The sequence below is a fragment of the Clostridioides sp. GD02404 genome (assembly GCF_045898275.1).
Lineage (GTDB): Bacteria > Bacillota > Clostridia > Peptostreptococcales > Peptostreptococcaceae > Clostridioides > Clostridioides difficile_A.
Genome location: NZ_JBJOCA010000023.1, coordinates 51,272 through 65,842 on the forward strand (window position 1 = coordinate 51,272; position 14,571 = coordinate 65,842).

Below are 14,571 nucleotides of genomic sequence, written 5' to 3' on the forward strand. Positions count from 1 at the left end.
CTAAAATCTCCTTTTATTTTAAATTGATTTTTATATAAGAAATATATATCTAATAATCTTTCTTTAGCTTGTTTATCATATAATTATGCTTTAGATTAATGCAGATATGTGAGTTCCTATACAAGAACTTAATTCGTAAATACGATTATGATTAGAATTTAACATAGTATTTTTGTCATGTCAACAAAAAAATAAAAACTATCATAAAAAAACAAAGCTACTGTAGTTAAATTAGTAGCTTTGTTTTTTATTGTATAAATCAAATAAATATGCCAGTTTAAAATAGAATCTTTAATTATTACAATTTTCAATATATCGTATCTGTGAAATATTAACTTAATTTATTATAATATCTTCATTGCGTTCTTCCATCATAGATTGAATATTTTTCTGAGCATTTAAAAGTAATTCTTTTATCAGTTCTATTTTTTCTTCATTAGCTCTAAACAATGGTAGTGTTACACTAACAGCAGCTCTTATACATCCATTTTTTCTTATTGGTACAGCAAGACATTTTAGATGTTGCATTGATTCTTCACATTCTGAAGCTATTTGTGTTTTTTTAACTTCAAGAAGTTGCTCATATAAAACATCAAAGTCTGTAATTGATTTTTCTGTAAAGCCTTTTAAACCATCTGGATATAAACTTATTAGTGTTTCCTTATCAAAATCACATAAAAGAGCTTTTCCAAGACCTGTACAATTAGCAGGTATTTTTTTACCAACATAAGAAATAAGTCTAATTGGTTCTGGCGAATCTACTTTACCAACATAAAGGACTTCATTGTTGTCAAGTATACCAAGCTGGCAAGTTTCAGAACAAGAATTAACTATATTAGTCATTTCTTCAATTACATAATTGAAAATAGTTCTTTTTTCAAAGAATGAAGAACCTAATGTGTAAGAACGTATCCCTATAGAGTATTTGGATGTATTCTTGTCAATAGTAATATATTTTCTAGCACTAAGTGTATGAACTATAGGAAAGATGCTACTTTTTGGAGCATTAATAGCATCTGCTATTTCTGTAAGAGTATATCCGTTTTCGGATTCAGCTAATGCTTCTAAAATATCTAATATCCTAGCTGTCGGGCGATGATTATCTGAAGTCATAAATTTACCACCTCTTTTTATTAATTTAAAGTATTAGAATATGTTGATTTTAGCACACTATGTGATATTTTACAATGTGGAAAATAAATATGTAAATTTGTACATGAAGAAGCTGTTGATTTAAGGACTGATATATATTTTTTAGAAGATTATAGATTAATAAGTACATTGATTTCCAAAATATACCTAAAGAAAGTTGGTGATATTTAGTTATATAATTTAAGAGAATCTATTTAATAGCTATATTTTGTATAGATATATCAAAATATTATGAATTGTATCTTATAATTCGTGTTTTATTTCGATTATGTGAAAAATTTTGTATATTTTAGTAATCTATATTTTTTAGTGCTTTGTATTTTTGCATATAATGAAGCTATTTGATAATACATAATACATTGTCAGATAATTTGAAAAAATTTTGACAAAAACTTATTTTTCTTATTGACTCATAAATAGGAAAATGCTATCATTAACTCAAAGATTCGTAAATAAAAACCTAGTTCTTAAATACGAACTGAAACGGCCGTTAGAATTAAAGCTAAAAATTTAATAAGAGTAATTAAATATCATGTTTTAGGAGGAGTAACTTTATGATAATGGATTTTATTAAAAAAATTCCTGCAGGTATGATGATAGTTCCAATGTTTATAGCAGCTTTCATTAATACATTTTGCCCAGATATTGTGCAAATAGGTTCATTTACAACAGCAGTATTTTCAAGTGTTGGGTCTGCAACTATAATTGGAGTTCAGCTAGTGTGTTTGGGAACTCAACTTCAATTTAGAGAAATGCCAAAAGTTTTAAAAAGAGGTGGAATCCTTCTTGGTTCAAAATTTGCTATAGGTGCTTTAGTAGGTATACTTATAGGTAAACTATTTGGAATGGATGGAGTACTTGGTCTTACAACATTAGCTGTTATAAGTGCAGTTACAAATAGTAATGGTAGTATATATCTTTCATTGATGACTTCATATGGAGATGAAACAGATTGTGCAACTATGAGTTTACTTACTTTAAATGATGGACCATTTTTTACATTAATAGCTCTTGGGACTTCAGGTCTTGCAAATGTACCTTTGTTGTCTTTATTGGCTGCAATAGTACCAATACTTGTTGGTATGATAATAGGTAATTTTGATAAAAAAATGAAAGAATTTCTAGAGCCAGGATGTAACTTGCTTGTACCTTTTGTAGGATTTGCGCTAGGTAGTAGCATAAATCTTGCAAGTATACTAAAAGGAGGCTTATCAGGAGTACTACTTGGATTAATATCTGTGTTTGTAGGAGGTATATTTATAGTATTCTGTGATAAATTTATAGGAAAACGTCCAGGATATGCAGGGTGGGCTGTAGCTACAACTGCTGGAAATGCGATTGCCGTACCTGCTGCTGTTGCATTAGTTGACCCATCATGGCAACCATATGTTGCAACAGCAACAACTCAAGTAGCAGCAGCAGTAGTTGTCACTGCGATATTAGTACCTCTTATAACTAGTTGGTGGGCTAAGAAGTATGGGTGTCCTAAGTTCCCAAAACAAAAAGAGGATGGAACAATAGTAGCTTAATATTACATAGTTTACTATTTAAATAGTAAACTCTCTAATTAGATTTTAGGATATTAATAAAACTATATTATTTACAAAGGAGAATAAGAATAATGATAAATGCAGTGATAATTGATGAAAAAGATAATGTTGCAGTAGCTATTGAAGCAATAGGTAAGAATAGCGAAATTAGTTTTAAATTAAAAGATAAAACAGTAAAAACAATTACAGCACTAGATGATATAACTATTTATCATAAATTGGCTATAAAAGACATGGCTGAAGGCGATAAGGTTACTAAGTATGGGGAACATATAGGAGAAGCAAATCAGGAAATAAAAATTGGTCAACATGTACATATCCATAATGTTAGAAGTGTTAGAGAAGATTTGGATGAACAAGCTATGGCTAATGTATAAAATAATTCTTTTAAGTTTATAGAAGTTAAATTCATTGTTTTTTACTATTTAATAATTGTCAAATATGATTTTAAATATTTGATTAGTAAGTGTAATAAAAAGTTATAATACATAAAAATTACAGAAGGTATATAGATTATTTTAGGAGGAAATCAGTATGAAATTTTATGGATATAAAAGACCCGATGGAAGAGTTGGTATAAGAAACCACATATTAGTATTACCTACTAGTGTTTGTGCATCAGATACAACTAGAATAATAGCATCTCAAGTTCAAGGAGCAGTTACTTTTAATAATCAAAATGGATGTTCACAAGTAAATTCAGACCAACAATTGACTATGGATGTCATGGCTGGATATGCAGCAAATCCAAATGTATATGGGGTAATAGTTGTATCTTTAGGATGTGAGAATTGTCAAAATGATTTGGTAGTTGATGCAATAAAAGAGAGAACAAACAAACCAATAAAAACTCTTGTAATACAAGAAGAACATGGGACTTTGAAAACTATAGAAAAGGCTGTTCGTTATGCTAGAGAAATGGCTCAAGAGGCATCTTTACTCAGAAAAGAAGAATTTCCAATATCTGAAATTATACTAGGAACTGAGTGTGGAGGGTCTGACCCAACAAGTGGATTAGCAGCAAATCCACTAATAGGTGAATTAAGTGATAGACTTGTTGATTTAGGAGCAACATCAATTTTAAGTGAAACTACTGAATTTATAGGAGCAGAGCATATATTAGCTAGAAGAGCAGTAAATGAAGAAGTAAAAGAAAAAATATTACATATAGTACATAGGTATGAAAATTCGTTAAAATTAGTTGGAGAAGAGGTTAGAGAAGGAAATCCATCTCCTGGAAATATAGCTGGTGGATTGACAAGCCTTGAAGAAAAATCACTAGGTTGTATACATAAAGGTGGTCATAGACCAATAAGTGAAGTATATGATTATGCTAAACAAATTGATAAAAAAGGTCTTGTTATAATGGATACACCTGGAAATGATGCTTCATCTGTTGCTGGTATGGTTGCAGGAGGGGCTCAAATAGTAGTATTTAGTACAGGTAGAGGAACTCCATCAGGAAATCCAATAGCTCCAGTGATAAAGATAACTGGAAACAAAATAACTTTTGCAAATATGGAAGATAATATGGACTTTGATGCCAGTCCAGTTATATATGGTCCACAAACAATGGAAGAATTGACAGATGATTTATTAAACATGATTGTAGATGTAGCAAATGGAAAGCAATCAAAAGCAGAGTCTCTTGGATATACTGAAATGGCAATAGCTAGAGTATGTAACTATGTATAAGATTTAAGTAAAAGACTGAATATATATAGAATTTTAATAAAGGGTGAGATTATGAAGTTTGTCAGTTTTACTAAAGGAAAAAATGAATGTAAAAGGATAGGTTTTTTTTCTAAAGATGAATTATTTATTATAGACATTAATTCCTTAAATATTAGCAAATCTTTTAAAGATTTAAATGATTTAATTCAAAATATATCTCAAGACGATATTATAAGGATAAAAAGTATTATAAAGGAAGATAGATTCCACAATTATGATGTTTTTAAAAGAGAAGAATGTATTATACATGTTCCGATAGAAAAACCTATACATGATATTTTATGTGTGGGAGTGAACTATAAAGACCATCTTGAAGAAACTCAAACTCACTTTGATAATAGTTTTGAAGAACCTCAAAAAACAGTTTATTTTACAAAACGTGTAACAAAAGCGATAGGTCCAGAAGATGAGATAGATGGTCATTTTAATATAAATAGTCAATTAGACTATGAAGTTGAACTTGGAGTAGTAATAGGTAAAACAGGTGTTAATATTAAAAAAGAAGAGGTCGAAGATTATATCTTTGGGTACACTGTTATAAATGATATTTCTGCTAGAAAGTTACAAAAAGAGCATGTTCAGTGGTTTAGAGGAAAGGGATTAGATACATTTACATCTTTAGGCCCATGTATCTTACATAAAAGTGAAATTTCTTTTCCTGTAAAACTTAAGGTATGTAGTAGAGTAAATGGTGAAGAAAGACAAAATTCTAATACAAGATTATTCATATCAGACATTTCAGACATAGTTTCAGAACTTTCAAAGGGGATGACTTTAGAGGCTGGAGATATTATAGCTACAGGTACACCTTCTGGAGTTGGTATGGGTTTTTCGCCCCCTAGATATATGAGTAGTGGAGATGTAATTGAATGTGAGGTTGAAAGTATTGGAATTTTAAGAAATTACATTAAATAAATGTTTTAATATAGGTAATGTTAAGGCAAAACCTGAATGTATTAAATGAACATATTAAAATAAATTTTAGGAGTTTAAATTATGAAAGCAGAATTTTTGACACCAGTGGTTACAATATTTGATGAAGAAGGAAATTTAGATAAAGAAGGAAATAAGAAAGTCTATGACCATCTTATAGATGGAGGTGTAGATGGTCTAGTTATAATGGGAAGTACTGGAGAGTTCTTTAATATGTCTATGGATATGCAAAAAGAACTTATAGATTTAGTAATTAGTTATGTTAATAAGAGAGTAAAAGTGTTTATAGGTACAAGTCGTATGAGTATAAAAGAGTCTATAGAGCTTTCAAATTATGCACATAATAGTGGAGCTGATGGAGTTATGATAATAAGCCCTTATTATTTCTCTCTTGATGATGACAGTATTGAGTTGTTTTATAGTGAAATAGCTAAAAATACAGAAGCTGAAATATATCTATATAATTATCCAGATAGAACTGGTTATGATTTGAGTCCAGAACTTACATTAAGACTTGTAAGAAAACATAAAAATATAGTTGGTTATAAGGATACAGTAACTTTAATGGGGCATACTAGAGATTTAATAAATACTATGAAAGCAGAGTTCCCAAATTTTAAGATATATAGTGGTTATGACGAAAACTTTATACATAATCTAATGTCTGGGGGAGCAGGTTGTATAGGAGGTTTATCAAATTTAATTCCAGAAGTTTGTTCAAAATGGGCAGAAGCTTATAATAATAGAGATATGGATAAGGTTATAGAAATTCAAAAATATATCAACAAAGCAATGGATTTTTATTTAATAACAAACCCATTTATACCAGCAATGAAAAAAGCTCTGAATATAAGGGGATTACAAGTAAGTGATTATATGACTGCCCCTTTTACAAAACCAAATGAAAATCAAGTATGTGAGATTAAAAAATTAATGAATGAATTAAATATATGTTAACTGCTTAATTAAGTATATAGTAAAAAACAAAGAGTGTTTTAAAATGATTTTTATAGTCATTTTGGGCACTCTTTATTTTATATGTTAAATCAACCTTGCAAAGTTGCCAACAATAAACTACAATTATCTTAATAAAAATTAAATTAAATAATACTAGGGTACTAGATTAGTTTAATAGGGAAAGTGATGCAAGTTCACTACAGCCCCCGCTACTGTATACGGATACGAAATCAAAATCCACTGAGATTTATATGAAAAATTTTGTGAAGGGTGATAGAGGAAAAGCCGTGAGTCAGGAGACCTGCCCAGTATTACATAGGTTCAATTTAGGGTGGAAATTGTAATTTATAATAAAATGAAATATCAATTCATTTTTTGTAAAATTGATATATAAACTTCTCCTTTCTAAATTAGGAGAAGTTTTTTATTTTATTAAAAGGTTATAATTATTAAAGATGACTTTAATATAATTCTAATGAGATATATTTTAGAAATATATGTTATTAAAATTTTTAACCACTTATAAAAATAAAATATTGGAGTGAAAGAGATGAAATTTAAAGTAAATGTTTTAAAGCAATTTTTTCTAAGTATTATGATAGTTCTTTTAGTAGGAGGTCTTATAGGATGTAGTAAAAATGATAAAGAGAATGCACAAGTTAGTAGCGGTAAGAAGTTAGAATTAAAATATGCAAGTGGATTTAGTGTTGAAGACTTAGAGGATGGAATTAAAAAAGTAACTGATGGAGATAAAAGAGAACTGATTTTAATCCCTAAAAAAATTGAAGTTCCTGAAAAGTATAAAAATGCTAATATAGTTAGAACACCTGTAGATAATGTATTAATAGCATCTACAACACAAGCCTGTTCTCTAAGAACAATAGGTGAGCTAGATAGCATAAAAGCAGTAACAACAGAGGAACAGTATTGGACTATCAAAGAAATTAAAGATTTGATGAAGGACGGAAAGATACATTATGTTGGTTCAAACTTAGCACCAGATTATGAAAAAATAGTAGACTTAAATCCTGATTTAACTATAGTTAGTAGTGGTCTATCAGAAGCTGATACAAAATTTATTGATAAACTAAAAGAATTAGGACTTAACTATGTTGTAGATAATGAATACAAAGAGCAAAACCCATTTGGAAGAATGGAATGGACAAGTTTAATAGCTGCGTTTTATGATAAAGAAGATATAGCCACTAGTGAATTGAATAAAACAGTACAAAAGATAGAAGAAGTAAGTAAAAAGATAAAAAACAAGAACAAGCCTAAGGTAGTATGGGCATCTGTATATGAAGGAAATGCTTATGTAGCACCTAAAGATTCATATGTAGATAATATGATAAGAATGGCAGGTGGAATAAATGCATGTGCTTCAATGGATTCAAATGAAGGAAGAGTGAGTATTGAACAACTACATGAAGTTGCAAAGGATGCAGATATATTTGTATACTCATCAAGCTCAGATTATGCACCAAACTTAGAGTCTATAAAATCTAGTGCACCTGTATTGGCTGATTTGGATGTTGTAAAAAATGGTAACTTGTGGGTATTTGCTCCAGATTATTATCAATCAGTAGATAAGACTGATGAATTAATAGTAGATTTAGTTGAGATGTTTCATCCAGGTACTACAGGTGAAAAAATTAAACATTATATAAATTATGATAAATAATATATAATACGACACTAAAAGATGAGTTTTATGGATTTTAGTTAATATAGATTTGTTAAGAGGGGTATATAAATGGATTTTATCAATAAAATGAGAATAAAGAATACTACAATATTTATAGGACTAATTATAGGCATGATACTTACTTTTTTAGTGTGTGTAGCATTTGGCTCTGTAAAAATTGAGTTTAAAGAAATAATAGATATTGTATTAAGAGGTATGGATAATACAGAACATTATAAAATAATATACAACATAAGGATTCCAAGAGTACTTGCAACTATGGTGGGTGGAGCTTGTTTAGCAGTATCAGGAATTTTACTACAGATATTTTTTAAGAATCCAATAGTTGAACCATATATATTAGGTGTATCTTCAGGCTCTACTTTATCAGTAGCGCTTATGATTTTAGGTGGATATACATTAGGATTTGAAAATATAACTTCAATGAGTATATTTGTAGCAGCATTTATAGGAGCTTTGATTGTAATGTCTGTAGTCATTTTATTTGCAAGTAAGGTAAAGAATATAACAACTCTTTTAATAATAGGAATTATGACTGGATATGTATGTAGTGGTATAACTAATGTACTACAATCATTTGCAAATAGTGAAAAATTAAAAGAATTTACTGTTTGGTCGATGGGAAGTTTTTCTGGATTTACTTGGGAAAAAGTAGAGATACTTATACTGATTGGTATGTTAGGTCTTTTAATGAGTATCTTTATAATAAAACCTCTAAATGCTTTTTTATTAGGAGAAGAGTATGCTAAAAGTATTGGTATAAATATAAAATTTTTTAGATTTTTGGTAGTATTTATATCTAGTATACTAGCAGCAATAGTATCAGCATTTGCAGGTCCTATAGGATTTATTGGACTTGCAGTACCACAAATTTCAAAACTGATATTTAAGACATCAGATAATAGAGTGCTAATACCAGTGGTAATTTTTTTAGGAAGTATAGTTACAGCTCTCTGCGATTTGATATCAAGAGTAATTTTGTCACCAGTAGAGTTACCAATAAGTACAATAACATCTTTATTAGGAGCACCAATTGTAGTAATGCTATTGATGAAAAGGAAGGACAGGGCTTAGATATGTTGAAAACTAATAATTTAAGTGTGGGATATAATAAAAAAGTAGTTGTGAGTGATATAAATATAGAGGTAAAAAATGGAGAAATATTATGCCTTTTAGGAAGTAATGGTGCTGGAAAAACTACTATATTAAGGTCTTTATCTAAACTTATAACACCAATAAAAGGGGATATATATCTAAATGACGTAGATATAAATCATATATCAAGAAAAGCATTATCGAAAAAAATGGCTTTAGTGCTTACAAATAGATTATTAGGTGATTTAATGACTGTACAAGATATAGTTAATGTAGGAAGATATCCATATACAGGTTTTTTTGGTAGTCTATCTAAAAAAGATTTAATAATGATAGATGAAGCATTAGAATCTGTAGATGCATTGCACTTAAAAAAAAGATATTTTGATGAACTAAGTGATGGAGAAAAACAAAAAGTATTAGTTGCAAGAGCTTTAGTTCAAGAGCCAGAAATCATTATATTGGATGAACCTACAACTCACTTAGACATAAAGCATAGGTTAGAACTTATAAATATACTAAAAAAATTAAGTAAGGAAAAATCAATTTCAGTAATACTTTCATTGCATGAAATAGATATAGCATTAAAAAGTTGTGATAAAGTTGCTCTTATAAAGAATAATAAAGTCATAGCTTATGGTCAGCCTGAAGATGTAGTGGATGAAGATATTATAAATTCACTTTATGAATTGGATGATAAAAACTTTAATAGTCTATTAGGTTCAGTAGAGATTAGTAATAGATCTAAAAATGAAGTTTTTATAATTGGTGGAGGTGGTAAGGCTACACCAATTTATAGAGCTTTTACTAAAAAGGGTATAGGTTTATATTCTGGAATAATACATGAAAATGATGTTGATTATGAAATTGGTAGAACTATGGGCATAAAGATGTTTACAGAAAAGCCATTTGAACCAATAAGTGAGGAGAGTTTCGATTTGGCTATTAGAAATTTAAATGATTCTAAGATTATAATAGATACAGGATTTAGTGTAGGAGAAACAAATAAAAAAAACATAGACATTGTAAAAGAGGCTTTAAAATTGGATAAAAAAGTTTATTCATTTAGAACAATAGATGAGAGTAAGAAGTATTATAATGAGCTGAGTAATAATATAGAATATATAGATAAAGTTTCAAAAATTATGGATAGTATCAGCACGAACAATTTTCTATAGATTGTAAGGTAAATTTTAATTTTAAACTAGAAAATTTATAAAAGAGTATCTTAATAGTTTTAAATACTATGGATACTCTTTTTTTAAGTCTGGAAATATTTATGTGTATCATTTTCATAGTTTCTAATTATCTCCGGTTCAAAATCTCCATTTCGGTCTCTTGGAATATTTAAAATCATTTCTCCAAAATCTGATTTAACACTTTTATTTCTATATCCATTTCTAGAATTTTTAGTATCTTTGTTCTTATTATCATATCTATCATAACCTAAATGGTCATCAAGCTACGCTTCTAACATTTGATGAGTTTTACTTGCCAATAAATCTTTTAGGATATCTTGAATATCTGTAGTTGTTTTTACATCATATTTTTCAATAAGTTTTTTAATATTTTATTTTTGTTAAACATAAAAAGTGTGCACCTTCCTTTGTATAGTGATATTTAATAGTTTTAATTATCACCGCTTTTTAGAAGAATACACACTTTATTTTAAAGACCCCTTCACTCTAATTAGAATGAAGTCTTATTTCATTATTTGTTGGAATTTTCTTTTTTATTAATATAGGATAAATAATAACTATCATCAAAAATAATTAATATACATTCTAAAATTATTATAAAATTTCCAACTCCATAAACAGTCCAATATTCTTTAAATAGATAATCTCCATTGAATATTCTATTTACAAGAGGTGCTGAAAAATAGATAGTCCCAAATATAGATATTAATATCATAATTGACATAAATAATATATTGTTCAGGAACTTGTGTCTTTTTTCTCCTCTCTTTAGAGAAAGAACTAAAACTAATACGGATATCGCAGAAGGAGAATATTTAATATAAATATCATAATAATCCTCAATATGGATTTGAATAAAAAGCTCTACAAGTACATGAATTGCTACTGTTGAAAGAATTATGATTGATAATATGTTGCCTTGTTTAATTTTTTTCTTTAATTTAAATTCATTAACTTTATTTTCAAAACTTTTCTGACATATATTTTCATTAGACTTTAAGACTGATTTACATTTAGGACATACAGTTGTATTATCATCAAATTCTAAATCACAATTTTCACAATACATAAGTATTTATACCTTTTTTTCCATATACATTCCATTCTCTTCCATCCATAAGTTAAATCTTTCTGCTTTTCTTGCACTTCTAGAATATTGTAGTGCAGCATAATTAGCCTTATCAAATATGTCCTTAATAACCATGCTATATAAGTTCACTTCTGCCAACATTGTCATAACTGGAGGAGTAAATGTTAGTGCTGAGAATACTAATCCAAGTACCATGTATCCTATTTGTTCATTATAATCCTTATATTTAATTTTCATACTACCTTGTACATCTTCAATTATAGCTTCAGGAGTATCATGTTTAGAATATGCATCTTTAAAAAATATAAACATATCATTTTCTACCATAGCCTTTACAGATTGTAAATCTATTTCAAATGATTTTATATCAGTCATTGTTTTAACTACTGAAGCTTTTTCTTTAGTAAGTGTTGTATATAGTGAAGGTAAATCACCTTTTAATGCTATTAAATTTGTTATAACTGAACGCATAGAATTAGCACTTCTAAAAGCAGAGCCTCTACTTAAATATCTGTCATAAGCTTCTCTGTCATATTTAGTTATATATGTACATAAACCTTCTTCATAATTATTTCCTTCAAAATCTACAAAGTGAGATAAATACATGTATACTACCTCATCATTATACTTTGTTGCTCCTACTTCTTGATTTTTTCTAGCTGCTGACATTGCATATGATAATTGACTTGCATTAGTCGTATGTTTAATGGGTTCTTCACTATAAGTCTTAGGGACATCCATATTTTTTTCTAAATATGAATTACATTTTTGTATGAAATTACTTCCTTTAGGTGTCAAATCTTTTAATTCACCAACTGAGATACCAATATCTTTTAATGCATTACTGTATTCCTCTGATGCAGTAAGTACATCTGCAACAGTGTTCATATCCATATCTGAAGATTTTGCAGATACAGCATATGAATTTACTGTTGTTGATACAAGAAAAATAGTTGCTAGTGTTAAACTTAATACCTTTGATTTAGTTTTTTTCATTTGTTTTCCCCCTCAATATATATTTAATTAAAGTTAGAATATTCTTGAAATTCTAACTAAAATTCAAAAGGATTTTATGAATGATATTGTAGTGATAATATAATTTATATAAAAGGACTAGCCATAGATTTAAGAGTGATAATTTAAGAAATGTATTCTATATAAGTAGTATAACATAAAAAATTAAAGTAAGAAATGTATAAAAAAAATAATATATAAATGTAAATTAATGTAATGATTTATATTTATCAGATTAAAACAATTAATATAATATTTTAAATCTGATAAATATTGAGCTTCTATATTCGCTTTTAAGACTTTGTAAAAATTAGTTGACTATATTTTCAAACCTAATGTCATGTTTTGAAGCATTTACAAATATTTCAATATATTTTTTCATTTTCATTGAATCCATTTCCTGTATTGTAATAGCATACTGGTAAAGTACCTAAACCTCCAGAATACCATTTCCAATTCAAATCATTCTGCTTTTGTTGAACATTGAAATCTATAATATTCCTAGAACGATAATAATATTCAGAAATTCTTAAAAAATGTTTCTCTTTTTCCTTTGCTATATTATAGAGGTTAATTAATTTTTCGCTTGATATTTCACAGATATGACAAATGGAAAAGAACATTAAATACTCTGCTGGCAGCTGCTTATTAGCTAACCATTCTTGAACAATCAATATATAATGCCCATCACCATCAATCATAATGTTTGATACATTTGCATCCATTAATGAAAGTTTCAAAATTGGAATATTTTCAGAATATAACATTTCTAATTCGGGAGATAATGGATTTTTAAAATTACCAACTTCTGAAATTGATAAGTAATATTGCCATATTGACATATATCTCGAATAGACATACCTTTTGAGTACATCCCAATCACTTGGTTCTTTATTTCTGATATATCATTTTCATAGTTTCTAATTACCTTCGGTTAAAAATATCCATTTCAGTCTCTTGGAATATTTAAAATCATTTCTCCAAAATCTGATTTAACACTTTTATTTCTATATCCATTTCTAGAGTTTTAGTATCTTTGTTCTTATTATCATATCTATCATAACCTAAATGGTTATCAAGCTACGCTTCTAACATTTGATGAGCTTTACTTGCAAATAAATCTTTTATCATATCTTGAATATCTGTAATTGTTTTTACATCATATTATTCAATAAGTTTTTTTAATATTTCGTTTTTGTTAAAAATAAAAAGGGTTCACCTTCCTTTATATAGTGATATTTAATAGTTTTAATTATCATCACTTTTTAGAAGAATACACACTTTATTTTAAAGACCCTTTTTTTACATTTATAGGTAGCCAATAGCTTCCTCTCTAGTTAGAAAAAAGTGAATTCCTGTAGTTGATTCTTTCCATCTATTTTCATTAAATTCTTCAGCTATAATCGTTTCTCCTACTCTATATATAAAATTTTCATCAGCATATGCACGAGCACTTTTAAAAGATTCTTTGCCATCTATGCTTGTAATTGACAGTACTTTTGCTTTATCACATCGACAAGCATTTGATGTAGCAGAAACTCTTTTTGCATCACTTGGAATTAATAATTGTACCATTCTAAAATTAAAACACTTTTTATAGCCTATAAATGCTCCTGTCTCAGGACAGTATAACTTGAAAAAGCGAGTATTTTCATCTGATACTACTCCATCTAAAGTGGCATATTCTAAGTTGGAGTTTTCTAAATTAGTTCCTCTTATATCTGAATTAGATAAATCACAAAATCTAAAATTAGCTCCACTTAGGTCTGCATTTTTTAAGATGGAATTTTTTAACGAGCAATTTGAAAAATAAGAGTTACTAAAGCTAGAGTTTTCTAAATCTGCTTCTTCTAAGTTTAAATCAATAAGGTCAGACCATGAAAAATCAATATTACTTAAACAGTATCCCCTTAAATTCATATTTTCTAATTTTATTTCTCTTAAATCAGCTCTTTCTCCATCATTCTTGTCTTTAAGCCATAAATAATGTTTTTTAAGTATCTTTTCAAGTTCATATTTAGAAATATCTCTCATAAAAATCACCTTCATGAATTTATTTTTATACCTTCAGTAGTAAAATAGTTATATATATAATTATATAGCAACAAATGGAAAACTCCTAACTATTATATAAAATATTAA

Annotated in this window: 13 protein-coding genes, 1 pseudogene and 1 riboswitch; of the genes and pseudogenes, 8 read left to right on the forward strand and 6 right to left on the reverse strand. The window is 28.0% G+C overall.

Annotation, left to right across the window (positions count from 1 at the left end; all coding sequences use genetic code 11):
• Nucleotides 1-336: 336 nt before the first annotated feature.
• Nucleotides 337-1,113 carry an IclR family transcriptional regulator gene (locus Q3287_RS13930; protein WP_054271531.1) on the reverse strand — a complete coding sequence of 259 codons (777 nt, stop codon included), beginning with the start codon at nt 1,111-1,113 and terminating at the stop codon, nt 337-339.
• Between the two features lie 593 nt (nt 1,114-1,706).
• On the opposite strand from Q3287_RS13930, the gene Q3287_RS13935 reads away from it, so the two are divergent.
• The 8 genes from Q3287_RS13935 to Q3287_RS13970 all read left to right on the forward strand — a co-directional run bounded on the left by Q3287_RS13935 (nt 1,707) and on the right by Q3287_RS13970 (nt 10,304).
• Nucleotides 1,707-2,681: a 2-keto-3-deoxygluconate permease gene (locus tag Q3287_RS13935; protein ID WP_407964249.1), complete on the forward strand. Its 975-nt coding sequence runs from the start codon at nt 1,707-1,709 to the stop codon at nt 2,679-2,681.
• Between the two features lie 92 nt (nt 2,682-2,773).
• Nucleotides 2,774-3,079, forward strand: coding sequence for a UxaA family hydrolase (locus tag Q3287_RS13940; RefSeq protein ID WP_054271529.1), 306 nt, complete (start codon nt 2,774-2,776; stop codon nt 3,077-3,079).
• A gap of 157 nt (nt 3,080-3,236) precedes the next feature.
• On the forward strand, nt 3,237-4,397 hold the full coding sequence (locus Q3287_RS13945) for a UxaA family hydrolase (protein ID WP_021385940.1): 1,161 nt from the start codon (nt 3,237-3,239) through the stop codon (nt 4,395-4,397).
• 51 nt (nt 4,398-4,448) lie between these two features.
• A complete protein-coding gene (locus tag Q3287_RS13950; protein WP_074179855.1) occupies nt 4,449-5,351 on the forward strand; it encodes a fumarylacetoacetate hydrolase family protein in 903 nt (300 codons plus the stop codon).
• An 81-nt stretch (nt 5,352-5,432) separates the two neighbouring features.
• Nucleotides 5,433-6,326, forward strand: coding sequence for a dihydrodipicolinate synthase family protein (locus Q3287_RS13955; protein ID WP_079739795.1), 894 nt, complete (start codon nt 5,433-5,435; stop codon nt 6,324-6,326).
• Between the two features lie 139 nt (nt 6,327-6,465).
• A riboswitch (cobalamin riboswitch) is annotated at nt 6,466-6,650 on the forward strand.
• A gap of 226 nt (nt 6,651-6,876) precedes the next feature.
• Nucleotides 6,877-8,007, forward strand: coding sequence for an ABC transporter substrate-binding protein (locus Q3287_RS13960; protein ID WP_054271525.1), 1,131 nt, complete (start codon nt 6,877-6,879; stop codon nt 8,005-8,007).
• A gap of 72 nt (nt 8,008-8,079) precedes the next feature.
• The gene (locus Q3287_RS13965; RefSeq protein WP_407964250.1) at nt 8,080-9,105 is read left to right on the forward strand and encodes a FecCD family ABC transporter permease; all 1,026 of its coding nucleotides are present in this window, start codon (nt 8,080-8,082) and stop codon (nt 9,103-9,105) included.
• A 2-nt stretch (nt 9,106-9,107) separates the two neighbouring features.
• On the forward strand, nt 9,108-10,304 hold the full coding sequence (locus Q3287_RS13970; protein WP_407964251.1) for an ABC transporter ATP-binding protein: 1,197 nt from the start codon (nt 9,108-9,110) through the stop codon (nt 10,302-10,304).
• 83 nt (nt 10,305-10,387) lie between these two features.
• On the opposite strand, the pseudogene Q3287_RS13975 reads toward Q3287_RS13970, so the two are convergent.
• The 5 genes and pseudogenes from Q3287_RS13975 to Q3287_RS13995 form a co-directional block, all read right to left on the reverse strand.
• Nucleotides 10,388-10,528: pseudogene (locus Q3287_RS13975) on the reverse strand (transposase); the annotation flags it as partial.
• A gap of 308 nt (nt 10,529-10,836) precedes the next feature.
• Nucleotides 10,837-11,394, reverse strand: a complete 558-nt coding sequence (locus tag Q3287_RS13980) for a hypothetical protein (protein WP_407964252.1) — start codon at nt 11,392-11,394, stop codon at nt 10,837-10,839.
• Between the two features lie 6 nt (nt 11,395-11,400).
• The gene (locus Q3287_RS13985) at nt 11,401-12,411 is read right to left on the reverse strand and encodes a hypothetical protein (protein WP_407964253.1); all 1,011 of its coding nucleotides are present in this window, start codon (nt 12,409-12,411) and stop codon (nt 11,401-11,403) included.
• 383 nt (nt 12,412-12,794) lie between these two features.
• Nucleotides 12,795-13,271, reverse strand: coding sequence for a hypothetical protein (locus Q3287_RS13990; RefSeq protein WP_407964254.1), 477 nt, complete (start codon nt 13,269-13,271; stop codon nt 12,795-12,797).
• A 466-nt stretch (nt 13,272-13,737) separates the two neighbouring features.
• Entirely contained in the window at nt 13,738-14,463 is a 726-nt protein-coding gene (locus Q3287_RS13995) for a pentapeptide repeat-containing protein (protein ID WP_407964255.1), read from the reverse strand.
• Nucleotides 14,464-14,571 lie beyond the last annotated feature (108 nt).